This is a genomic window from Pseudomonas sp. RIT-562, from assembly GCF_026241895.1.
Lineage (GTDB): Bacteria > Pseudomonadota > Gammaproteobacteria > Pseudomonadales > Pseudomonadaceae > Aquipseudomonas > Aquipseudomonas mandelii_F.
This window is the reverse complement of the sequence record NZ_JAPJIV010000018.1, coordinates 93982-117224: the sequence shown is the minus strand read 5'-3', so window position 1 is coordinate 117224 and position 23243 is coordinate 93982. Positions and strand designations below refer to the sequence as shown.

The window sequence follows — 23243 nt, the reverse complement described above, 5'->3', positions numbered from 1 at the left end:
CAATGCTGTGAACATTGGCCTAAGTCATTGAAAAATATGGTCGGGACGGAGTGATTCGAACACTCGACCCCTAGCACCCCATCTCCTTTTTCATACTTCTTGAAAGATTCCAAAATTTTACTCTGGATTTTTCTAAGCTAGTATTTACTTGAGCTCCAGCGATGTTCTGCTCTACGAGAGTCCAGGAACGTCCATCAAGAGCCGACGTTTTTGTGGGGGTAAAAGTAGGGGGAGTCCATTTCATGGCCAAAATCACCATCAAAGAACTTGAGTCGCTGACCGTCAATGATGCCGGCCGGATCCTCCGCGAGGATGGTAATCTCGCCGGTCGAATCTCAGTCCGCAAGGACGGCGTGTCAGTCAGCTTTTTCTACCGTTATCGCTGGGGCAATCAAAACAAAGAGTACGCCTGCGGAACCTGGCCGCGCAAATCCCTGACGGACATCCGCAAGGCCCGCAACCAGGCCCGGGCGCTCATTGATGAGCAGATCAATCCCAGCGAGCAAAAGAAAACCGCCAAGGCCCAGGCATACGCCGCTACTAACGTAGAGGCTGAACAAGTAAAAACGACGAAGGTGAAAACGCTGACCGTCCAGGATCTGGCCAGCGCGTGGCTGCTGGATGGCGTAGCGCGGAAAGATGGCAATGCTGAATTGCAACGACGCTTTAACAAGGACCTTTATCCGGCACTCGGCAAGACCGCGGTGAGCAGCGTCTCCGAACACGATGTTCGGGCGCTGATCCGCGCCGTGGTCAACCGCGGCGCTCACCGGCAAGCCATCAGTTTCTTCGCCGACCTCACTCAGATGTTCAGCTGGGCCAGAAAACGTCAGCCCTGGCGGGCCTTATTGATCGAGGGCGATCCGACGGAACTGGTCGACATCTCCCCTCTGATCCCAGCCGACTACGAGGCCGAAAGAAGCCGCATCCTTTCACCGGCTGAGCTGTTGGAACTGCACAACCGCTTCCAGCAAATGACTGCCGATTACAACGCCCTGCCCGCCGGGCAAAAATACGACGGCATACGGCCGCTAAAGAAAGAAACCCAACTCGCACTCTGGATCAGCCTGGGTACGCTGTGCCGGATTGGCGAGTTGCTCCAGGCCGAATGGAAAAATGTCGATCTTGACCGGCAGACCTGGTTCCTCCCCAGTGAAAACGTCAAAGGCACCCGGGGCAAGAAACAGGACCACCATGTGTTCCTCTCGTCATTTGCCCTGCATTTCTTTCAGGAACTCAAGACGCTGACGGGAAACTCTGAATGGTGCTTTCCCAACAAGCAGGATGATGGGCATGTGGATGTGAAAGTGGTGAGCAAACAGGTCGGCGATCGTCAGGCTCGGTTCAAAAACCGTAAGGCCCTCTCTAGACGGCGTCATGACGATACCCTGGTGCTTGCTGACGGCCAGAACGGTGACTGGACCCCGCATGACCTGCGCCGTACCGGCGCGACCATGATGCAGGCCTTGGGGGTCAGCCTGGACGTCATCGATCGCTGCCAAAATCATGTGTTGGCCGGCTCTAGGGTGAGGCGTCATTACCTGCATCACGACTATGCCGAAGAGAAGAAAAGCGCCTGGAACCTGTTGGGCGATCGGCTCAGTGCCGTTCTTTCCTCAACCTACGAGCATCCTCCGGTCGAGTCGATGATGTCCTTTCCAGACTACGCAGCCGCAGAGACTCTGCCGTCGTCATAAGTCGAATTCTTATAACGCTGAACTCCTTGTAGTTATGTATATATCGCTGAGAGCTCGGTTCGGGTCGATTCCGACCCGACATGACACGCAGCAATCGGCCAATAGCGGTATAGCTGGTTCTGTTATTTTCCCGCTGACAGATCGTCGGAGAGCTTACTTGCACGTCAGTTATGTGAAACAGAGGTATGCTATTAAACAACTAACACTAATCGCGTATACGCCCCTTCCGCCATAGGCAGAGCACTACCAGAAACCCGCCCATCGACATCAGTGCTGCACAGAGAAATATCGCAGCAAAACCAAAACCTGACGCAACCAGGCCCATCACCGGACCGGCCATCCCCACTGCAATATCGAAGAATAATGAAAGGGCGCTGAGCGCCGAGTTACGGTTCGCGGCCGGAGTGCTAGCCAAAGTCTCCACCCCAAGCCCCGGATAGACCCATGACACCCCTATCCCGGTTAACGCCCCGCCGGCAATGGCCAGCGCAGGCGAAGGCGCGAGCCATATCAGCAGCATGCCCAATGTCTGCACAAGCAGGCAGCCGCCCACCACTTTGTACCCTCTGAATCGCTGCAGTATTCCTGGCGACGACAATCGGGCAACGATAAAACCTGCGCCGAAACCACTTAAGCAATAGGCGGCGTAATCCCAGCCGAGACTATCGAAATACAGTGCGACGAACGCCGTAAGCCCGCCAAATCCCACCGAGCTGCAAACCAGGACCAGGCCATTGGGCATGACGGCGAACAGGACTCGGTGAAATGCCAGACGGGCGCCTGCAACCAATGGCGCTGGGCGCTTGCCCAGAGCCAAAAGCAGGAACGCCAAGCCAAGCAACACGGTGCACAACCCCACACTGGCGATACCCATCGAATTGCGCAGCAGCACACCCAGTGGCGCGCCAACAGCCGTGCCGCCGTAAGCCGCTATTCCGTTCCACGACATGACCTGTGCCGCCCGCGGGGCACCACATAACCCGATGGCCCAGGTGCAGCAGGGCGTGGAGATCATGGCCGTGGACGCCCCCAACACCAGCCTCCCCAGCAGTAATAGCGTCAGGGTCAACCAGGGTTGGGTGGGCAGGATAATGGCGAGCGCCGTCAGGGCGCCGCTCAACATCAAGCCACTGAACCCGCACACAACCGCGTATTTGGCACCCAGGCGATCGGCCACACCACCGGCCAAGGGGCGGGCCAGGAGCGTCGCCAGGTATTGCGAGCTGATAACCACGCCGGCGAAAACCGAGGTCAGGCCCAGGTCATTGAGGACATAGCCCGGCAACACCGCAAGCGGCAAGCCACTGCATATGTACGAGATAAAGTTGAAGCTGATAATGGACAGGATCAACCAATCGCTGCGGATTGCCTTGCCGTTGCTACGGATTGAAACACCGATATCGCTCATCACTCATGCCGCTCTATACCTCGTATGACATCCGCCAGTAGCTGCGGGTGTGATACGAACGGCTCGTGCGCCGTATCTATCTCGATAACCACGCCCGCGCCAGCACGTTGCGCAAAACGGCGTTGCCAGTCGACGGGCAGGATGTTGTCGCGCAGTGTGATGATGTAACTCGCCGGAATCATTCCCAGGTATCCCGCACGACTGATGGAGTCTGTCGCCACACAGAGTGGCGTCGTGTCCTGGCTCGCTTCGCTTAACAACCAACTCATGGTTTGCTCACTCAAGTCCTGACCGAACATGGCCACCGCCAGCGCTTGAGGGGTTGTGTGCGCGGGGTCCAGCGGCCAGCCGACATGTTCCGGGCTTTCGCCATGCAGCGTTGTGCCAAGTAACTCCAGAATCGATTGGCCTTCACTGGGCAATGCGCAGGCCAGGTAAACCAGCTGCGAATATAGTTGCGGAGCAGCCAACACCATCATTGGCAGCACGACCCCCGCAATGGAATGCCCAAGCAACACGGCCTGGTTCACACCGAGTGCATGCAGGTCGTCATTAAGCTCCTTGACCACATCGTCGAGCCGCAGGGACGCAACATCTCGACCGCGCTTCTTGCCGCACCCAGGCATATCCAGAGTGATCACTCGTTTGAAACATCCGGGTTGTTGGTTTAACGCCTCCACAAAAGGCTTCCAACACCACGAGCCATGGTTGCCGCCATGCAGCAATACTAAATCAGTCATGCGCACACTCCTTGCTGCGGGCGCCGGTGGTCCCTGTTTTGATCACTTGATTGCATAGCAGCCCACGGCGACGACGTATCCATTAACCCGCTGCAGAAAAGTCCTCTTGTATTCATTCTGCCCCGTCATAGGGTTACGCCATTGATAAGTGATCTCCCCTGCTTCATGCGTGTTCATCTGCTTGAGTATGTCCTCGCCAATCGGCTTGCCGTCGGTAGAGCGCAATGACTTGAAGTCGGTGCCGATCAGCCGGGGCGAAAAGCCGTGAGCGATGAACCGCCTGGTTTTCAGGTCCACCACAAAGGCATAGAGATCATCCTGGGTGAGCTGCTTATCGTGCTGATTAATGCGCCCGACAGTGGCTTTTGCGTCGCTGGCAACTTGCGCCGAAATCTGGCGCAGCAGCTGTTGTGCCTGTTCAGGGCTGGACCGTGGCATGTAGTAACCCACGGAGATCACCCGATCTTTCACACGTTGATAGAACACGCGCTTACGCTCGACCTTACCGTGTTGCCAGTTCCACCAGCGGTATTCGGCGCTACGCACGATGCCGTCGTCTGGCTGCGAAATCGCTTGCTGGAATGCAGCCTTGAGGTCGTCGTCCAGAACGTTGACCACCGGTTTTCCGACCAGTGAAACCGAAGGCCCTCCGCTGGCAAGCATCACGCCGGAGGTATCGACAACGTAGATGTACAGCTCTCCATCGACATAGGCTCCCTGGCGACTGAACTCAGCCAGGGCGGTGTCGCCCTTGGCTTTGTATTCGGCGACAGCTTTTAACAGCAAGGCGTTGGCACGCTGGGTGTCGGCACCATAGGCATCCACTGGCGCTTGTTGAGCCATGCCGACAAGAGAGACAAGGCACAGGCCAAGAACAGTGAACGCTCGATAGAGGCTCATGGGTGTTGTTCCTCTGGTGATCTTTTTGATGGCCGAAGGTCCACCGTCAGATTGTCAATGAGCCGCGTTTTGCCGATGCGCGCCGCCACAAGAATCACAAAGTGAGTATCGGAGCTGGTCAGAGGTTTTAAATCCTGAGCATTCCTGACTTCAAAGTATTCCGGCTGAAAACCGGCGTCGCTTATACGTTGATGACATTCAATCAACAGGTGCTCAGTCACCCGCCCCTCAACCTGGATACTCGCCTCCATTTGCTTCAAACAAGCGTAAAGGACGGGGGCCACCGAACGCTCATGGTCACTCAGATAGCCGTTGCGCGACGATAATGCCAAGCCGTCCGCGGCCCGGATCGTCGGTGCACCGACAACGTCAGTCACCATATTCAGATCCCTGACCATGGAGCGGACGACTGCCAGCTGCTGATAGTCCTTTTCCCCGAAAACAGCCACGTCTGGCTGAACAATGTTCAGCAGCTTGACGACGACAGTGGCCATGCCATCAAAGTGACCAGGACGTGCCGCAGCGCAAAGACCTTCAGACACGTTCGGCACACTGACGATGGCCTGATTGAGCATTCCATCTGGATAGATCTGTTCGACAGCAGGGGCAAACAGCGCATCACACCCGGCGTTGACCAGTCTTTCGCGATCGGCGTCGGGGGTCCGAGGATAGTTGGCCAGATCCTCATTCGCCCCGAACTGGAGTGGATTGACGAAGATGCTGGCGACCACAAAATCGGCTCGCTGCTTTGCGCAATGAATCAGGGCGATATGACCGTCATGCAGGTTGCCCATTGTCGGCACCAGCGCGACTTTCTTGTTTTCACCTCGTGCACGGGCCACGAGCGCACGAAGCGCGCTAACCGTATCGACTGTCAGCACCGCTTCACGCCTCTTGGACCAATTGAGCTTCGATTGCTTCAAGCAAACGAGGATCATCAGCCGCGATGTCTGGAGCGAAACGGGCAACGACCGTGCCCTGCCGATCAATCAGAAACTTTTCGAAATTCCAGAGTACGTCCGTTGTGTTGTCTGACTTGATGCCATAACCCGTCAAGCGCTCTCGGAAAGGACCTTCACCCGTGGACTCGGGCTGTGCAGCAGTCAGCTCGGCGTAGAGAGGATGCTGGTCCGCGCCGACAACCGAGATTTTCGAGAACAACGGAAAGTGAATGTCATAGTTCACTGAACAGAACTCAACGATTTCCACATCGCTACCCGGTTCTTGCTCCTTGAAGTTGTTGGCGGGGAAACCCAGTATTTCCAGGCCTTGGGATTTTTTGTCTTGGTACAGTTTTTCCAAGCCCTCGTATTGCGGGGTCAGCCCGCATTTTGAAGCGACATTGACCACCAACAGGACCTTGCCCCGATAGTCGCCAAGGGTGCGGACGCTTCCATCGATCTGCTTCAGCGAAATGTCGTAAAGGGAATTACTCATCTGTTTGCCTCATGCAAATGTGCTTCAAAGGGTACGGCCGATAATTTCTTTCATGATTTCAGAGGTGCCGCCATAGATGCGCGCGACCCGGGCGTCAACCCAGGCGCGGCTGATCTTGTATTCGCTCATGAAGCCGTAGCCGCCATGTAATTGCAGAAACTCATCAAGCAGCTTGCCTTGCATCTCCGAGCCCAGCAGCTTGGCCATTGCCGCGATTTCCGGCGTCAGTTCACCGCGCATCACTTTGGCCAGACAGTCGTCGACGAACACCCGCAGCATGGTGGCCTGGGCCTTGGCTTCAGCGAGTTTGAAGCGGGTGTTCTGGAAGTCGAGCACCGGTTTTCCGAAGACCTTGCGCTCCCGGGTGTAGCCGATGGTTTCTTCCAGCAGCGTGTCGATGGATTGCGCGGCACGGATCGCGATGATCAGGCGTTCCCAGGCCAATTGATGAGTCAGGTATTTGAATCCCATGCCCTCCTCACCCAATCGATTGCCGACGGGCACCCGGACTTCATCAAAAAACAATTCGGCAGTGTCTTGCCCTTTCAGGCCAATCTTTTCCAGCAGACGCCCCTTGGCGAAGCCGGCTCGGTCTTCCTCAACGCAGATCAGTGTGAGTTCCTTGGCCGCCGGATCAATCTTGGTGGCGGTGACCACCAGTCCGGCATTGCCGCCGTTGGTGATAAAGGTCTTCTGGCCGTTGACGATGTAGTCATCACCGTCACGCCGCGCCGAAGTGCGCATGGCACGCAGGTCGCTGCCGATACCCGGCTCGCTCATGGCGATGACGCCGATCAACTCACCACTGACCATACGTGGCAGCCATTGCTGCTTCTGCTCTTCGCTGCCATAGGCAACGATGTAAGGCGTGACGATTTCCGAGTGGGTGGTGAAACCCACGGCGGTAGCGTTGGCCCGCGCCAGCTCTTCGATCATCACCGCCGAGTGACCGAAGTCGCCTCCGGGGCCACCGTATTCTTCAGGCACCGTGGAGCATAACAAGCCGTTCTCACCGGCCTTGAGCCAGACTTCCTTGGGAACGATGCCGTTTTTTTCCCACTCATGCAGGTAGGGCACGATTTCGCGGTCGACGAAACGGCGGGCCTGATCACGGAACATGTTGTGGTCTTCTCGAAATACGCCACGCATTTTGCTTACTCCAGATCGATTCTTGTATTAGGCGATGGGTAATCAGCGGTCCTGGTAATTGGGATCGCGCTTGTCGACAAAAGCCGCCACCGCTTCATGATGGTCTTCGGTGTGATGCGCCAACGCCTGATACGCCGCCGACAATTCCAGCAGCGAATCGAGGCGCATATGTTGGCCTTCGCGCAGCAGACGCTTGCACAGGCGTAACGCATGACCCGGGTTGCTGGCGATTCGGCGCGCGAGCGCCTGCGCTTCCGATTGCAGCGTTTCGTGGGTGCAGACTTGCTCGACAAGCCCCCATTCCAGCGCCTTGGCTGCATCGATAGCGTCACCGGTAAACGCCATCAGACTGGCTTTAGGGATACCAATGATGCGCGGCAACAGCCAGGCGCCGCCGTCACCCGGAACGATGCCCAGACGCACGAAACTCTCGGCAAAGATCGCCTTGGGCGCCGCCAGCCGGATATCGCACATACAGGCAAGATCGAGGCCCGCACCGATCGCCGGGCCGTTAACCGCGGCGATCACCGGGATATCCAGCTCATAAATCGCCAGGGGAATACGCTGAATGCCGTCCCGGTAGGTATTGCGCAGTTCATACGGCGAGCCGGCGAAAATGCCGCCGCGCTCGTGCATGTCCTTGACGTTGCCACCGGCACAGAAAGCGCTGCCATTGCCGGTAAGCACCATTACCCGTACCGACATGTCACGGCGCAGTTCAGCGCAGAGATCGACAAACTCCTGGATCTGCTCGCGCGTCGTCAGGGCATTGCGCGTGTCGGGATGGTTCATGCGCACGGTGACGATGCCGCCCTCACGCTCAATCTGTAGAAACGGGCTCATACCGGATTACTCGCGAGACGGGTTAAGGGTTGTTGGCCATGGCTGGTGAGCAAGGGCCAGTATCCATCGCTGCCGCCTTGGCATATCTGAGTACCCAGGCGTTGACTCCAAAGGCTGGCCGAGCCGAATTCACTGCGCCACGCCCACAACCGACGGGTGAGCAGATGCAGCGGATATTCCTCGGTAAAGCCAATGGCGCCATGCACTGAATGGGCGATGCTTGCGCCGACGCTTGCGGCTTCTGCGGTGCTGATTTTTGCCGCGGCAATGGTCAGCGCCGCGAGCCCCGCACTGGATTCCGTGAAGGCCGCCTCGGCCGCGATGCCGGCGGCGGCAGCCTGCTCAGCGAACACTGCAAGCTGTTGTTGAATGGCCTGGAAAGAACCAATTGCCTTGCCGAACTGCTTGCGTTCACCGGCATAGTTGGCGGTCATGTCCAGTAGGGCGTGCAAAGCCCCGGCGGTCTGCGCCGCGCGCAGCATCGCGCCGCCCAGTTCCAGGACGTTGGCGTCGAGCCCGCCGGGCAACGGTGCTTGTGCCAGTACCTGGGCACTGGTGAAACCCAAATCATCGCGCGGTTCGCCTGCCACATTCAGACTCAACGTCAGTTCACTCGCCGCGATTCGCGACAGCAGCACCACATGCGCCACGCCGGTTGGGCTATTGGCGATGGCGACGACCGCTTCAACGTTGCGCCCCCAAGGGACCGAGTAGACGGTGCCGTAAACGCGCTCGCCCTCAAGTACCAGATCGGCGTTGGCGGCCACGCTGATGGCACCTGCCCTGCCCTCCAGGCCAGCCCTGCTCAGCAGCCAATTGCCGAGCAGGGCTTCACCCAAAGGTGCAGGTACTGAAAAGCGCCCAGCGGCACGGATCAGCACATACATATCGGCCCAACTGGCCTCAGCGCCGCCCAGCGCTTCGGTGACACCCGCCAGGGTGAAGCCCGACTCGTCCAGCGCAGCCCATAACTCGGCCGGCCATTCGCCGCCTTCACAGCTCATCACATAAGCCGGCGTCGCCAGATCGGCAAACAGGCGTTCAATCGTCGCTTCGAATATCTCGCGCATTATCGCAACCCCAGGCCGCGGGCAATGATGCCGCGCAGAATTTCGCGAGTGCCCCCGCGCAGTGAGAATGAGGGCGCCATCTGTGTCAGGTAGGCCAGCACGCGTGCGTGCTCGCTGCCGCCGTCCTGCCGTGGCTCGGTTTCCAGCAACAGCTGGGCTACTTCGGGAATTTCCTGCTCAAAAGCATTGCCAAGGTCTTTCACACAGGAGGCCGCCCAGGCTGGATGTTCACCCGCTGCCAACTGTGCCGTGACCGACAACGACATATTGCGCAGCGTCAGCAGCTTGGCTGACAGTCGCCCGATCTCCCGCGCTTGTAGTGCGTCAGGGGACTTGCCCACCGCGTCGATCAGTGTTTTCAACAACGCCATACAACTGAGGAAGCGTTCAGGGCCGCTGCGTTCGAAGGCCAGTTCGGCGGTCACCTGGTCCCATCCCTTCCCTTCAGTGCCGATCAAAGCGTCGGCGGGTAGCCTTACATTGTCGAAGAACACTTCGTTGAAGTGCTCGCCACCGGCCAGGTCGCGAATCGGGCGAATGGTGATGCCGGGCAGGCTCAGGTCGACGATGAATTGCGACATGCCCTCATGCCGGGCCGCTTGTTTCTCACCGGTACGCACCAGGGCAATCATGTACTGCGAATGGTGCGCGTTGGTGGTCCAGACCTTCTGGCCATTGACGAGCCAGCTATCGCCATCACGCACAGCAGTGCTTTTGATCGAAGCCAGGTCCGAGCCGGAATTGGGCTCGCTCATGCCAATGCAGAAGTAACTTTCACCCCGGCAAATGGCTGGAAGAAAGTGCTGTTTTTGTTGCTCGGTACCGAAGCGATTGATCAGCGGCCCACTTTGCCGGTCGGCGATCCAGTGAGCCGATACCGGCGCACCGGCGGCCAGCAATTCTTCAATGATCACGTAGCGTGCAAAAGGACCCGCCTCGCCACCGCCGTAGGCTTTGGGCAAGGCCATGCCCACCCAGCCCCGCGCGCCGAGCTTCTTGCTGAATTCAGCGTCGAAGCCCATCCAGGACTGTGCACTCAAGGTCGGTGGGTAATCGGCCAGTGTGTCGAGAATGAACGCCCGCACTTCGGTGCGAAGCGCTTCCGCCTCGGGAGGAATATTACTGTAGGAAAATTGACTGATGGCCATATGCGCTCTCTAACGCTGAACACAGGCGCAATCGCTTCGAACGAAGCGACCACAGATCGGCAACCGCTCCACAGTCGCCGTTGGCCGGCGACTGTAGGAACAGCGGCAACTTACAACGCGGTTTGCGCGTCAGCCTCGGCAAACATCGCATTGATGTCGCCGGAGGTGACCGGCTTGTTGTCGTGACGACCATGATCGGCACCACCCAAGCCCAGTGCTGGCTCGGTGCTGACGTGCGTGGCCTGAGCCCGCAGCGCGCCGACCGTGCAGTTTTCCCGACCGTGGATAGCGAACGGATCGAAGGAAAACTCACGCATTGCGTTCAAGTGAGTGACTTTGTCGATCATCTCTTTAGGCAGGTGCTGCAACCCTTCCCAAGCGGTTTCCGGCGAGTTCGGCCAGGTGCAGTCGGAGTGCGGGTAATCGCTTTCCCACGTAACCATCTCGGCGTTCAGATAATCGAGGTTCTTCAGGCCGAAATTATCTTCAATGAAGCAGGTGATGAAGTGCTTGTTGAAGATGTCGCTGGGCATCTTCCCGTCGAAGTTGGAATTGGTCCACGCGTTATGGTGACGGTGGGTGAAGTCAGCACGCTCCAGCAAATAAGGAATCCAGCCGATGCCGCCTTCGGAAAGCGCCATGCGCAGGTCCGGGAATTTCTTCCACATCGGCGCCCAGATCCAGTCTGCGGCGGAGTTGGCGATGGAAATCGGCATGGAGGTGATCCAAGCGTCGATAGGCGACAAATCCGAAGCGTGTTGAGCTTTCACGCCGGTACCGATATGGCAGCAGATCACCACCTTGTTATCGCTGCAGGCTTTCCACAGCGGGTCCCAGTAATCGCTATGGATCGACGGGTAGCCATGAATAGCCGGGTTGTCCGACAGCGAAAGCGCGTGCACACCTTGTCTGGCCAGACGTTCGACTTCGGCAGCCGCGGCTTTCATGTCCCACCACGGCACGATCATCAGCGGAATGAAACGGCCTGGCGCAGCGTTGCACCAATCGTGCAAATGCCAGTCGTTGTAGGCCTGGATGGCCGCCATCGCCACGTCTCGGTCAGCGTGTACCTGGAAACGCTGTCCGGCAAAACCCGGAAAGGTGGGGAAGCACAATGAACCGAGTACGCCGTTGGCGTTCATGTCGTCGACGCGGTCCTTGATGTTCCAGGTGCCACGGCGCATTTGCTCGTAGCCCAGCGGCTCCATGCCGTATTCCTCTTTTGGTCGACCGACCACGGAATTGAGGCCCATGTAGCCAGTGGCCTGTTCCTCGAAGACCCACACATCACGATCACCCTTTTTGACCACATGCGGCTCACGACCCTTGAAGCGGGCGGGCATGTGGCGAGCAAAAGCATTCGGCGGCTCGATCGCGTGGTCATCGACGCTGACAAGAATCAGATCTTCAACTTTCATTGTTTTCCCCTTCGCATTCGGGCTTGTTGTTGTGCCTGAATCATAGTGCACATCTCTATTTAATTAAACACATTTTTTGAATCTGTTCATATTAAATCGAGTGCGCATCTCCATCAGTCCCACAGCACGTGCAAATAGTGCGGACCGCGCAGCTGTGCGCCGACGATCTGCGGCCCGGGTTTGTCAGGGTCGAGACGGATGTTGGGCATCAGGTCGAGGATCGCATTCAGTGCGCAGTTGATCTCGGTTTTGGCCACGAATTGACCGATACACATGTGTGGGCCAAAGCCGAAGCCAAACGAAGGTTTGGGCTTGCGGTCGATGTCGAATTTATCGGCGTTTTCGAATGCATCTTCGTCGCGATTGGCCGAGGTCACGATGCATTGCACCATTGCCCCTTTGGGGATGGCTACACCGCGGATCTCCAGGTCCTTGGCGGCCTGACGCACCTTGAAGGTGGCCACAGGCTCGAAGCGCACCGCCTCGTCGATGGCCTTGTTTACAAGGCTACGGTCATTACGCACCCGCTCCAGCACCTCCGGATTTTGCAGCAGCAACGACATCAAGGTACCGAAGGTGCGAGTCGTGGTTTCGCTGGCAGCCGGGAGCAGTGAGCGTACAAAGGTGGCGATTTCATGATCGTCCAGCGACCGTCCTTGATACTCCGCGTTGATCAGCCGGCTGATCAGGTCATCGCCCGATGCGCCCTCGGCGCGACGCTCGGACACCACCACTTTCACCACATCGTACAGAGCCTGAGCGGCCTGCATGGCCGCGCCGCGGGCCGCGGCGGCTTTTTCCGGATCGACTTGCGGGCCCGCCAGGATGGCCAGCGCCCAGGCCGCGTACTGCTCGATCTGCTCGGGACGATCCTCGGGAAAGCCGATCAACGCGTAAATCACCCGGATCGGAAAATACAGGGCAAAGTCCATCAGATCGGCACCCTTGGCCGGGACCATCGGCTTGAGATACTCCTCGCGAATCACCCGATCGATCTTAGTTTCTTTCCAGCGATTCACCGTCTCGGGCATGAATACCGGTTGCAGCAGATTACGGATGTTCTTGTGAGCATCCCCGTCCATTGCAGTGAGGATCAAGCCATCGAAAAACGCACCCAGCCCCTCGGCGATAAAACCGCTGGTAAAGGTGCCGGCGTCACGCATGACCGCCATGACATCGTCGTATTTGAACAGTGTGAAGGTTGGCCGGCTGGCATCCAGGCCGGCAATCGACGGCACGCCCAGACTTGCCATGAAGTTGCCTTGCAGCACGGGCGAATTGGCGCGCATATCGCGGTAAGTCGCGTGCAGGTCGATATCGCTGGTACCGCGATAATTACTGGCTACGTCGGTGAAAGCCTTCGTCAGATCGTTCTGCACCGGTGTGGACATGATCGTCTCCGCTATTTTTGTCATTATTTTTTGTCAGGTAGCTGCTTAAGGCCATACCTTCTGGCTGATAATAGGCCTGACTAGATCGGTATTGGACACTTATTAATAATTCGATCAACTATTTGTGCTGCGAGACGTGTCAATAGGCCTGCTGCACCAGTGTCATGCGGCCACCCGCCAACATCAGGGCGCAGTACAGCCCCAGCTCTGCCACCTGGGCGTCAGAGAAAAACTCCCCGAGTCGCAAGAAATGCGTGTCGTCGATCTCCAGGTAATCGCTGGCAAACAACTCGGCATAACGCAACGCGGCACGTTCGGCTGGCGTGAAGGACTCGCTGTCCGTCGCCATGCACGCAATATCCTCTTCAGTAACTGAGTCGGACTTGCGCGCCAGTTGGCAGGCCTGGCAAGTGGTGATGCTGGCGATTTTCAGCCGCACCAACTCGCGTAAACGCTCATCGAGCAGGCTGTCGCTGTGCAGGCTCTCCATCAAACCCAGCCAGGCCAGGGCTACCTTGGGTCGGTGAGCCCAGACCTGCACCGGCGTCGTTGAACTGAGCATGCGACTGCGCCGGCCCCGCTCCACCGCGTCTTGCAACGCAGCCGGCATGGCATCCAGTGGGATCAGCGGTAGGCGCGCCATCTCAATCGAGCCGTTCGATAATGGTCGCCGTGCCCATGCCGCCGGCGCAGCAAATGGCTTGCAGGCCAAAACGCCCGCCGCGGCGCTCAAGCTCGTTCAACAAGGTGGTCATCAAGCGTGCACCACTGGCGCCCAATGGATGACCGAGGGCAATAGCGCCACCGTTGACGTTCAACTTGTCGTGCGACACACCGGTCTCCTGCATCCAGGCTAGCGGCACCGAGGCAAACGCTTCATTGACCTCGAACAAGTCGATGTCGTTGATGTTCAGCCCGGCCTGGCTCAACACCTTTTGGGTGGCAGCAATCGGCCCGGTGAGCATTAACGTCGGATCGGACCCGACGGTTGTGAACGCCACAATCCGCGCTCGAGCCCTGAGCCCGAGTTTTTTCGCGGTTTCGGCACTCATCAACAGCAATGCCGCTGCTCCGTCGGAGATCTGTGACGAGTTGCCAGCGGTGATTCGACCGGTGTCCGGACGAAAACTGGTTTTTAGCGTCGACAGTTTTTCCCGCGATGTATCACGGCGAATGGTTTCGTCCTCGCGCAACACAGCAACTGGCTCCGTCAGCACTTGCTCTCGTAGCTCCTCGACCGCAACCGGCACTATTTCATTATCGAAATAACCAGCATCGGACGCCGCGGCAGCACGCTGATGGCTGGCAAAAGCGAAATCATCCAGCGCATCGCGACTGAGCGCCCATTTGTCGGCGATACGTTCAGCAGCCTCGCCCTGACTGGTCAGTTCATAGCGTTGCACTGCCATCCAGCCAAACGCTTCGCCGTGAATTTCACGGTTACTGCCCATGGGCACGCGGCTCATGTTTTCCGCACCACCTGCCACCACGATATCAGCGGATCCAGCCGCGATGGCGCCAACGGCCAAATGCACGGCCACTTCGCCCGACCCACATTTACGGTCGATGGTCAGGCCCGGCACGGTGACCGGCCAACCGGCACCGAGCAAGGCTGTACGGGCGATGTTGGCGGACTGCTCGCCAATTTGCGTGACATTGCCAAATATCACATCGTCGACCAACGTCGGCGACACATCGACCCGTTCCAGCAACCGGCTGAGCACCAGCGACCCGAGGTGATCGGCGCGCACGCCGGCCAGGCTGCCGCGGAACTTGCCGATTGGCGTGCGTACCGCATCAACTATGACGATGTCTTTCATAACGCACTCGCCTTGAGCCCTGAACCTGGTACTTGTTTACCGTCTTCGTAGCGGTAAACCCCCTGCCCTGACTTTCGCCCCAGTCGCCCGGCAGCGACCATTTTGATGATCAGCGGGCACGGCCTGAATTTCTCACCCAGGGTCTGATGCAGATAACGCAGAACAGACAGCCGCGTATCCCAACCAGTCAGGTCACCCAGCTCCAATGGGCCCATCGGATGGTTAAAGCCCAGGCGCAGAGCCGTGTCGATGTCTTCAGCGGTCGCGGTGCCTTCCTGCAGCATCCACATTGCCTCGTTGCCCAACAGCGCAGACATGCGACTGGTGGTCAATCCTGGTGACTCATTGACGATGATCGAGGTTTTGCCAATCTGCTCGCACAAGGTACGCGTGCGCGCCACGACCTCATCACTGGTAGCCAGCCCCCGCACGAGCTCCACCAGTTTCATTTTGTGCACCGGATTGAAGAAGTGCATGCCGATCACGCGATCTGCACACTCCACTGACGCCGCAATTTCGGTCACGCTCAGGGCCGACGTATTGGTCGCTATAATCGCGTCCGGTGCCAGCAGTGGCGCCGCTTGCGCGAGCACCGCCTTCTTCACTGCCAACTGCTCTGAGACTGTTTCAACCAGCCAATTGGCGCCACTCGCCGCTTCAGTCAAGTCGCTGCAGGTCAGTAGATTGGCCAACGATTGCCGGGCTTTTTCTTCGCTGACTTTGCCCAGGCGCACGCCATCGGCGAGGATTTTTTCGATGCTCGCCCTGGCGTTTGTCAGGGAGGCGGCATTGGTATCGACCAACAAGGTACTGAAACCGGAGCTGGCGAACGCATGCGCAATACCGGTGCCCATCAGACCCGCACCGACGACGACTACTTTTTCTTTATTGGCGTTCATGTTTGGCTCTCGATTAGGCGCGGTTCTTTTTACTGACCACATTGCGCAACGTGCCAATGCCTTCGACGCTGGCTTCGACCACATCGCCTTCCTTGAGGAACAGACCGGTGCCCATCCCCACTCCCGCCGGCGATCCCGTGAACAACACATCGCCACAGGCAAAACTCGAGCGCTGCTGGACAAAGCGGATCAGATGATCAACACCCCAGGTCATTTCGCCGGTGGAGCCGTCCTGGCGCGTCTCACCATTTACTTTCAAGGTCAGGCGCAGCGTTGGTGACCCTTGCGCAAATTCATCCTTCGTGACGATCCAGGGACCAAGTCCAGTAGTCCGATCCTGGCTTTTGGCCGCGAACAGATCCATGCCGATGCCCGCCGGCCCACTACGCTGCAGATCGCGCGCGCTGACGTCATTGCCGACGGTGTAACCGAGCACGCAGGCAAGCGGGTTTTCCAGGTCAATCTCGTCAGTACCGATGACCGCCACCAATTCAACTTCGTGATCGAGCTCCTCAGTCAACGGTGGAAAGCGGATCGGGTCATTGGCGCCAATCAGCGCGCCATAAGCCTTGAGAAAGGCGACTGGCTGGGACGGCGCACTCAATCCAAACTCCACCAGATGCTTGGCGTAATTAGCGCCAGCCACGACCACCCGGTTGACGGGTTCTATCGGCGGCAACAGGCGCACTTTGGAAAGGGGGAGCGCTGGCCCGGCGAATCGCAACGAACTGATGCCGCGTCCGGCAGTCACGCCGGGCGCCCAATCTTTGAAATTGCCGGAAATTGGCGTCACCTGGTCCTGGGCCTCATCCACGACAGCCCAAAAAACGCCGGTAGCAAAATACTCACATCGTGCCAGCTTCATCAGGCACCTACCTTGCCCAACTTGGCAGGATCGATGTGCAGCAAGCGGCATGCGTTTTCATAGCGAATCTTGCGCAAGTCGGCGTCGGACAACTTCAGGCCATGGGTCAGGTCGTGACGCACGGCATCGCTACCGCCGAAGTTGCTGCCGTACAGCACATGGTCTGCACCGATGATATCGACCAACGCCTGGCGCATCGGTACTTCATGCAGCTCAACGTCGAAGTAGAAGTTTTTCATGTACTCGAGCAGCGGCTTTTTGTTGTATTTGACGTCGAGGTTCTCGTTGGTCTTGGCCAGACGACCGAGCTGGTACGGGACATAGCCGCCGCCATGGGTGATGTACACCTTAAGGTCAGGGAAGCGATCCAGTACGCCGCCGCAAATCAGGTTCCAGAAACAACGGCTTTCGTCGTACTGCATGCCAACGATGGCGGTGGTTTCGTAACGGTCGTCGTTGGCGTTCTTGCCCCAGGTGACCGACTGGTTGTAGCCGTGAATAAACATCGGCAGATCCAGATCACAGAGGGTTTTCCACACCACGTCGAGTTCCGGCGAATCGAACTCCAGGCCGCCGAAGTTGGCGCCGCCAGCGACCAGACCTTTAGCGCCCAGTACGGTGCAGGCGTAGCGCAATTCAGCCGCCGCCGCTTCTGGCGCATTCAAAGGCACGTGAGCCCAGAACATCAAGCGATCAGGAGCTGCGGAGCAGTATTCAGCCAATGTCTCGTTGACGGTACGGGCGAAAGGCACGGCGAATTCGGCTTCGGTCCAGTACATGTAGCAGTGGGACGGTACGGACACGACCTGCAGGTTTTGTCCCGCCGCATCCATGCCAGCCAAGCGCACTTTCGGATCAGCCCAGCGCGCAAAATACTCTTCAAGCTTGGGCCCCTTGCCGGAGCGCACGGCAGCCTTACGCTCTGGCGACCCAAGACCGAGAATCCAGTCACCGACACGCAGCTTGATATCGCCATCGGCGTGCTGCTCAAAGAACGGCCCCCAGTGAGGGTGCTGGTTGTAATAGCCAGGGTGCGGTGCGTGGGCGTGAAGATCGATAAGCATGTCTAGGTACCTCGAAGTTGGCACTTTTTGTTGGTTATTTGTGCGGTGCCTTCACGTGGCCTGGATCAAATTGCCGCGAAAAGGGGAAGCCGACGGCTCACTGCCAAGACCAGAGCTTAAGATTAAATTGAGCAGAAATCAAAATACTGTTCAATTTATTTTATTTGCGCGCGGAGAGGCCTGACCCAGAGCCCTCAACTCGCGTCGAAAAATGCTTAGAGGGGTCCAAAACTTCGAGTCAGCCTCGAAAAAGAGTGGAATGCAGGAGGGGAAAAATTAGCGTACGGAAACGCAAAGCCCCCGATAAACGGGGGCTTTTGTTTGCGCGATGGGTAGTTCTTTAAGGTCAGCGGCGGGTGCGCGAGGTAGAACCCATGATCAGCGCGCCCAGGAGTTTTTTCACCCGGACCGGGAACAATCGACGCCCCGCGGCTTCTGGCACGAGGATTTCGCTCAACACGTAACGAATGATCATTTCGCAGATCAGCTCACGGTCAAGACGCACCCCGAGGCGTTCGTCCCAGTCGTCGAAAACGATGCCCAGGCCATCCTGAAAGCGCACGATCGAATCGTGGAAAATCCGTCGGAAGAAGCCCAGCGCGTAGTCGGGTGCAACCACCAGAAGACGCCGAGCCCGACTTTGCTCCAGGTAGTTGTCGAGATAGGTAAACAGCGCATTCAAGCGCGCTTCAGGATCACTGATGTGACCGAGTTCCTGGGACAGCGAGCTGTGAAAGCTTTCGCGCTTGTGGCGTGAAAAGGTGTCCAGCAAGTCCTCTTGCGAAGCGAAATAGCGATAAAAGGTGCCACGGGAAACGCCCGCTACCTGGCACACATCCAGGATCGAAATACGATCCGCGCCAGACATCAGCACGACTTCCTCAGTGGCTTTAAGGATGTTGGCAATGGTTTCTTCCGAACGGCGATTCGGCTTGACTTTGGTTCCTGCCACTGAGTTGGCAGCAGCACGTCGCTCGACGGGTTTAGCCGGGCTCGCCCCTGCTTCAGGTGGCGCATTTTTTTTGGGTTTGCTAGCCGGCGCTGGCGCCTCTGCTTTCTTGGGTGCGGCTTTTGGCATGGCGTGACAGGCTCATGAAGAGTAAAGATTGTGCAACGTTAGCACAGGATCTGTGCATAAATAACACTATATGTTCAACTTATTGCTAAAGACATTTAAGACGTTTGTATTTAGAATCAGATTCTCTCTTCAAAATAAAATCAGGCAACCCGACCGCTTACGGATGCCTAAAGGAGAAAACTGATGGGTAGCAGTGGAAATCCAGACACCTGGGCAGTGGGAGAACGAGACACTGTCATTGACGCGTTAGATCGCGCGGTAGCAAGGCATCCAGACAAAATATTGCTGGATTTCAGCGGTGAGTTATACACATATGCTCAGGTTGACTCACTTTCCACCAAGATGGCCAACGCACTTGCCACCCTGGGCGTCAAGGCCGGTGAAACCGTGCTGACGATGCTGGATAACAATATCGATGCCGTCACCACCTGGCTGGCCATCAACAAGCTCTGCGCCGTGAGTGTGCCGATCAACACCGCGCTCAAGGGCGAGTTCCTCCGCCATCAGATCGCCGATACCGGCACCTCGGTGGTAATTTGCGAAGCAGCCTACCTGCCACGCATCACCCCGCTCGCCTCACAACTGCAGGACGTCCACCACATTCTTCACCGTGGCACCCTCGAAGCAGTTCCTGATTGCCCGATTCGTATTGCGCCACTGGATGAATGGCGTGGCCATGACGCCACCCCACTCGTCAATAAACCGCAACCTTCAGACCTCGCCTGCCTGATTTACACCTCGGGTACAACGGGCCCTTCCAAGGGCTGCATGATCAGCTACAACTTCATGTGCAATCTGGCGCGCCTGCAACTACGTGCCGGTCCGGCCAGTGCCGACGACGTCACCATCACGCCGCTGCCGCTGTTTCACATGAATGCGCTGTGTGTATCCATCATTGCCAGCATTCTGGTGGGCGCGCGCGCCGCCATTCTTGCGCGGTTCTCGGTCTCGAATTTCTGGCCGGAAGTGGAGCGCTCGGGCGCGACCATTGCCTCGATCCTGGGTGGCATGGGCGGCCTCCTCGCCCAGGCGCCAGATAACGAAGCGATGTTGCGCTGCGTCGGGCAGATCCATACCGCCCGTGGCAACCCTTATACCGAAGAAACCAAAAAGATCTGGCGCGAGCGCTTCGGCACCAAGCTGGTAGGCGGCAACGGCTATGGCCTGACCGAAGCCTGCGTTATCACTTCGCTGGCTGCCGGGGAATACGCCGCGCCCGGCTCGTCGGGTAAACGTATTGCAGATTTTGACGTTAGGATCGTCGACGACCTCGATCAGGAAGTACCGCCCAACTCCCCTGGCGAAATCGTGGTGCGCCCGCTCCGTCCCGACATCATGTTCCAGGGCTACTGGCGTCGTCCGGAGGATACCCAGAAGCTGATGCGCAACATGTGGTTCCACACCGGCGACGTTGGCAAATTCGATGATGATGGCTTCTTCTACTTTGTCGACCGCAAGAAGGACTACATGCGTCGCAGGGGGGAGAACATTTCCAGCTTTGAAATGGAAGCAGCCTTTGCTTCTCACCCGGCACTGGCCGAAGTGGCGGTGCATGCCGTGCCTTCTGATAAAGGCGAGGATGATGTGAAGGTGACTGCCGTACTGCATGAAGGCGTGACGCTAGACCCGGAGCAGCTGTTCCATTGGGCCACCGACTCGGTGCCCTACTATGCCTTGCCGCGCTACATCGAGTTTCGCAGCAGCTTGCCGAAAAACCCGCAGGGTCGGGTGTTGAAGTATCTGCTGCGCGATGAAGGTAAAACCGCCGCCACCTGGGATCTGGAAACCACATCGATCGTGGTGTCCAAAAAGTAACGGTCCTGCCCGGTATGTCTCGTCGATCCAACGTCGAAAGCCCGCTTTGAAGCGGGCTTTCGCGTCTCTTGGGCCTGGAGCCTTCTTTGCAGGAGCGAGCTTGCTCGCTCCTGCATCAACCGGGGTAATCAATACTCGCGCACGGGAATGCCTTTGGGGCGGGAGTTGTAACCGGGTAAGTGCAGGCCACCATCGACGTGAATGGTCTCGCCAGTGATAAAGCGCGACATCTCCGAAGCGAGGAATACCACCACCGGCCCGATATCAGCTTCAGGCTCGCCACAGCGCCCCAACGGACGCATCGAAGCGGACATTTCGGCAAACCCCGGGTTCTCTGCAGCGAGTTTGTGAAAGGTCGCACCCATCGCAGTCGGTGCGATGGCATTGGTTCGAATGTTGAACCGCCCCCATTCAGAAGCCGCGCTACGAGTCAGCCCCACGATCGCTGCCTTTGCCGTGTTGTAGTCGCCGTGCAACCAGGCGCCGATCTCGATATCGATGGAATAGAAGTTGATAATCTTGCCGCCGCCTCTCGCTTTCATGTGGGGCAGTGCGGCTTTCATCGCCCACCAGGCCGCCCACACTGTAGAACCGAGGGTTTTCTCCAGCATCGCGTCGGTTTTTTCTTCCAGAAGGACATTGGGTGTTGGCGCAAAGGCGTTGTTAACCAATATGTCCAGACCACCGAACTGATCAACGGCCAATTGCACGGCAGCTTCGATATCGGCCTTGCTGCACACGTCGGTCTTGATGAACACCGCTTGGGCACCCAGCGCTTTGAGTTCGGCGACTATGGCCTCGCCACTGGTGACATCCAGCTCGGCGACCACCACAGCAGCGCCCTCTTTGGCAAAGTTCAGCGCGATACCGCGGCCTATTCCGCCACCTGCACCGGTAATCAACGCGACCTGTTCGTTTAGCAGTGCCATAGCCACTCCATTTCTTGTTTTTTAGTGAACATTTTTGGTTATAGTGTTCAAATATAGCTGATTTCGTCAGCCTGAACAGCATTGAAGCAAGGATATTGAGGATGAGTGTATTTCGTCGCCGCGTAGACATCATTGCTCATCCCGGCAATGGCACGGGCGAAGTCCGAGCCGCGCTGGAAGACGACTTCCACCACTTCCGTGTCTGGGTCTGCCACCATCAAGGTGAAGTCACCGCCATTGGCGGCGAAGCGCTTCGCTACCCTTATTCCTTGTGCCCTCAGGCTTGCGATCAATTACAGCACCTGGTGGGCATGAAACTGGACCGGATAGCCCACTCGGTCACCCGTCAGACCGATGCCAGTCATCAATGCACCCATCTGCTGGACCTCGCGGGCCTCGCTGTCGCGGCGGCCGCTCGAGGCCCCCACCAGCGCCGTTATGACATCAACGTCGGCCAGCGTATTGCCAATCACACTCGCGCTACGTTGCTGTGCGACGGCGTTGAAAAGCTGAGCTGGGAAGTCGATGGCACCCTGATCGAAAGACCAGCCCCCTACTGCGGCATCAACCTTCGCGAAGGTATGGCACGCTGGGCACTGAGCACCCTCAATGAAGAAGCCGCCGAAGCGGCTCTTTTGCTTCGCCGCTGCACCCTGATTTCGATGGGGCGTGCGTACAACCTCGACGCCCAGATTCACGCCGCTACCAGCGCCCTCTGCTACAGCCAGCAACCCGAACGTGCGGAGCAGGCACTGCGCATGAAAGGCTCGACTCTGGATTTCAGCCACGAGCAGCTCAAGTTGTGCGCAGAGGATCAGCAATGGCTGAGACAACAGCAATAGCCGCTTCGCTCTTGCGTCAAGAACAGAGCGGCCAATGCCTTCAAGGTACGGCGATCCGGGTTCAAACCAGACCGCCGGTACGAACTAGAGGAAGACGGCCAGATTGGGTGTTCCAAGCACCGCCTGGTCAATGATGACTTCGCGCCGCGCCAACTTGAATCCCACTTCACTCAGGCGCAGCACATCACGCCGTTCGCCACTGATAATGTCGACGTGGTGGTCCTTGAACCGGCTACGGGTCAGCAGCAGGTAACTGGTCACCACAAACTCATCGCTCTTGTCGGTTTCTTCGACAAACACGTTGGTCACCAGACGTCGGGTACGCGAAGGAGGATCTTCCGCCCAGGCACTTTTGCCGGACAGGCGCAGGATTCGGCCCATGATCGAGCGGTAGTCATCGTGGTAATGCTGAACGCTGCGCACGATGGTGGTTTTCAACTCGGCGGCCAAGCGCGTCTGGCGTAGCGGCACTGTGTACACCAGGTCGGTGTCCAGGCGTTCGGCCCACTCCTGCAGGCGAATCTGGTCCAGCAGCGTGGCTTCCTCGTAGAGAAAGGTCACCACATCGTTGTAAATCGGCGAGCCTACCGGTACTCGCTTGGTACCGACTGGGGAACCCGGCTGGATATCCTCCACACCGCGTTGTTGAACCTGAGCCATGAGTCATTCCCTCACTTTTATTCTTGTTAATGCGGTTTCCAGCAACTGCGGCCCCTCAGGACCGCAGTCA

Annotated in this window: 22 protein-coding genes; 3 read left to right on the top strand and 19 right to left on the bottom strand. The window is 57.8% G+C overall.

Features of this window, described 5'->3' with window-relative positions:
* Nucleotides 1-242: 242 nt before the first annotated feature.
* Nucleotides 243-1697, top strand: coding sequence for a tyrosine-type recombinase/integrase (locus ORL50_RS20720; RefSeq protein ID WP_126588881.1), 1455 nt, complete (start codon nt 243-245; stop codon nt 1695-1697).
* A gap of 205 nt (nt 1698-1902) precedes the next feature.
* Here the strand turns inward: ORL50_RS20720 and ORL50_RS20715 are convergent, their stop codons facing one another.
* The 17 genes from ORL50_RS20715 to ORL50_RS20635 form a co-directional block, all read right to left on the bottom strand.
* Nucleotides 1903-3105, bottom strand: a complete 1203-nt coding sequence (locus ORL50_RS20715) for an MFS transporter (protein ID WP_057005065.1) — start codon at nt 3103-3105, stop codon at nt 1903-1905.
* Nucleotides 3105-3845, bottom strand: a complete 741-nt coding sequence (locus ORL50_RS20710) for an alpha/beta fold hydrolase (RefSeq protein WP_057005064.1) — start codon at nt 3843-3845, stop codon at nt 3105-3107. The genes ORL50_RS20715 and ORL50_RS20710 overlap by 1 nt, the downstream gene beginning before the upstream one ends.
* A gap of 42 nt (nt 3846-3887) precedes the next feature.
* Nucleotides 3888-4745, bottom strand: a complete 858-nt coding sequence (locus tag ORL50_RS20705; RefSeq protein ID WP_126588880.1) for a cache domain-containing protein — start codon at nt 4743-4745, stop codon at nt 3888-3890.
* On the bottom strand, nt 4742-5626 hold the full coding sequence (gene panC, locus ORL50_RS20700; RefSeq protein ID WP_126588901.1) for a pantoate--beta-alanine ligase: 885 nt from the start codon (nt 5624-5626) through the stop codon (nt 4742-4744). The genes ORL50_RS20705 and panC overlap by 4 nt, the downstream gene beginning before the upstream one ends.
* Before the next feature lie 4 nt (nt 5627-5630).
* A complete protein-coding gene (locus ORL50_RS20695; protein ID WP_057005061.1) occupies nt 5631-6182 on the bottom strand; it encodes a glutathione peroxidase in 552 nt (183 codons plus the stop codon).
* Between the two features lie 24 nt (nt 6183-6206).
* A complete protein-coding gene (locus tag ORL50_RS20690) occupies nt 6207-7331 on the bottom strand; it encodes an acyl-CoA dehydrogenase family protein (protein ID WP_057005060.1) in 1125 nt (374 codons plus the stop codon).
* A 42-nt stretch (nt 7332-7373) separates the two neighbouring features.
* The gene (locus ORL50_RS20685) at nt 7374-8174 is read right to left on the bottom strand and encodes a crotonase/enoyl-CoA hydratase family protein (RefSeq protein WP_057005059.1); all 801 of its coding nucleotides are present in this window, start codon (nt 8172-8174) and stop codon (nt 7374-7376) included.
* Nucleotides 8171-9244: an acyl-CoA dehydrogenase family protein gene (locus ORL50_RS20680; protein ID WP_057005058.1), complete on the bottom strand. Its 1074-nt coding sequence runs from the start codon at nt 9242-9244 to the stop codon at nt 8171-8173. The genes ORL50_RS20685 and ORL50_RS20680 overlap by 4 nt, the downstream gene beginning before the upstream one ends.
* On the bottom strand, nt 9244-10392 hold the full coding sequence (locus ORL50_RS20675) for an acyl-CoA dehydrogenase family protein (protein ID WP_057005057.1): 1149 nt from the start codon (nt 10390-10392) through the stop codon (nt 9244-9246). The genes ORL50_RS20680 and ORL50_RS20675 overlap by 1 nt, the downstream gene beginning before the upstream one ends.
* A 110-nt stretch (nt 10393-10502) precedes the next feature.
* Nucleotides 10503-11810: an amidohydrolase family protein gene (locus tag ORL50_RS20670; protein ID WP_057005056.1), complete on the bottom strand. Its 1308-nt coding sequence runs from the start codon at nt 11808-11810 to the stop codon at nt 10503-10505.
* A 113-nt stretch (nt 11811-11923) separates the two neighbouring features.
* Entirely contained in the window at nt 11924-13201 is a 1278-nt protein-coding gene (locus ORL50_RS20665; RefSeq protein WP_057005055.1) for a cytochrome P450, read from the bottom strand.
* Between the two features lie 139 nt (nt 13202-13340).
* Nucleotides 13341-13844, bottom strand: a complete 504-nt coding sequence (locus ORL50_RS20660; protein ID WP_169850674.1) for a carboxymuconolactone decarboxylase family protein — start codon at nt 13842-13844, stop codon at nt 13341-13343.
* Between the two features lies 1 nt (nt 13845).
* Nucleotides 13846-15021: a thiolase family protein gene (locus tag ORL50_RS20655; protein WP_057005054.1), complete on the bottom strand. Its 1176-nt coding sequence runs from the start codon at nt 15019-15021 to the stop codon at nt 13846-13848.
* Nucleotides 15018-15920, bottom strand: a complete 903-nt coding sequence (locus tag ORL50_RS20650) for a 3-hydroxyacyl-CoA dehydrogenase (RefSeq protein WP_057005053.1) — start codon at nt 15918-15920, stop codon at nt 15018-15020. The genes ORL50_RS20655 and ORL50_RS20650 overlap by 4 nt, the downstream gene beginning before the upstream one ends.
* Before the next feature lie 13 nt (nt 15921-15933).
* Entirely contained in the window at nt 15934-16785 is an 852-nt protein-coding gene (locus ORL50_RS20645) for a fumarylacetoacetate hydrolase family protein (RefSeq protein WP_057005052.1), read from the bottom strand.
* Entirely contained in the window at nt 16785-17849 is a 1065-nt protein-coding gene (locus ORL50_RS20640) for an amidohydrolase family protein (RefSeq protein WP_020300781.1), read from the bottom strand. The genes ORL50_RS20645 and ORL50_RS20640 overlap by 1 nt, the downstream gene beginning before the upstream one ends.
* A gap of 346 nt (nt 17850-18195) precedes the next feature.
* Nucleotides 18196-18927 carry a TetR/AcrR family transcriptional regulator gene (locus ORL50_RS20635; RefSeq protein ID WP_194690346.1) on the bottom strand — a complete coding sequence of 244 codons (732 nt, stop codon included), beginning with the start codon at nt 18925-18927 and terminating at the stop codon, nt 18196-18198.
* A 183-nt stretch (nt 18928-19110) separates the two neighbouring features.
* Between ORL50_RS20635 and ORL50_RS20630 the strand changes: the two genes are divergently transcribed.
* Nucleotides 19111-20742: an ATP-dependent acyl-CoA ligase gene (locus ORL50_RS20630; RefSeq protein ID WP_057005050.1), complete on the top strand. Its 1632-nt coding sequence runs from the start codon at nt 19111-19113 to the stop codon at nt 20740-20742.
* A 128-nt stretch (nt 20743-20870) separates the two neighbouring features.
* On the opposite strand, the gene ORL50_RS20625 is transcribed toward ORL50_RS20630, so the two are convergent.
* Complete coding sequence (locus ORL50_RS20625) at nt 20871-21671, bottom strand: SDR family NAD(P)-dependent oxidoreductase (RefSeq protein WP_126588877.1); 801 nt, start codon at nt 21669-21671, stop codon at nt 20871-20873.
* A 101-nt stretch (nt 21672-21772) separates the two neighbouring features.
* Here ORL50_RS20625 and ORL50_RS20620 point away from each other — a divergent pair, with 101 nt between their 5' ends.
* A complete protein-coding gene (locus tag ORL50_RS20620) occupies nt 21773-22513 on the top strand; it encodes a DUF2889 domain-containing protein (RefSeq protein WP_057005048.1) in 741 nt (246 codons plus the stop codon).
* Between the two features lie 84 nt (nt 22514-22597).
* Here the strand turns inward: ORL50_RS20620 and ORL50_RS20615 are convergent, their stop codons facing one another.
* On the bottom strand, nt 22598-23173 hold the full coding sequence (locus ORL50_RS20615) for an aromatic-ring-hydroxylating dioxygenase subunit beta (RefSeq protein ID WP_057005047.1): 576 nt from the start codon (nt 23171-23173) through the stop codon (nt 22598-22600).
* Nucleotides 23174-23243 lie beyond the last annotated feature (70 nt).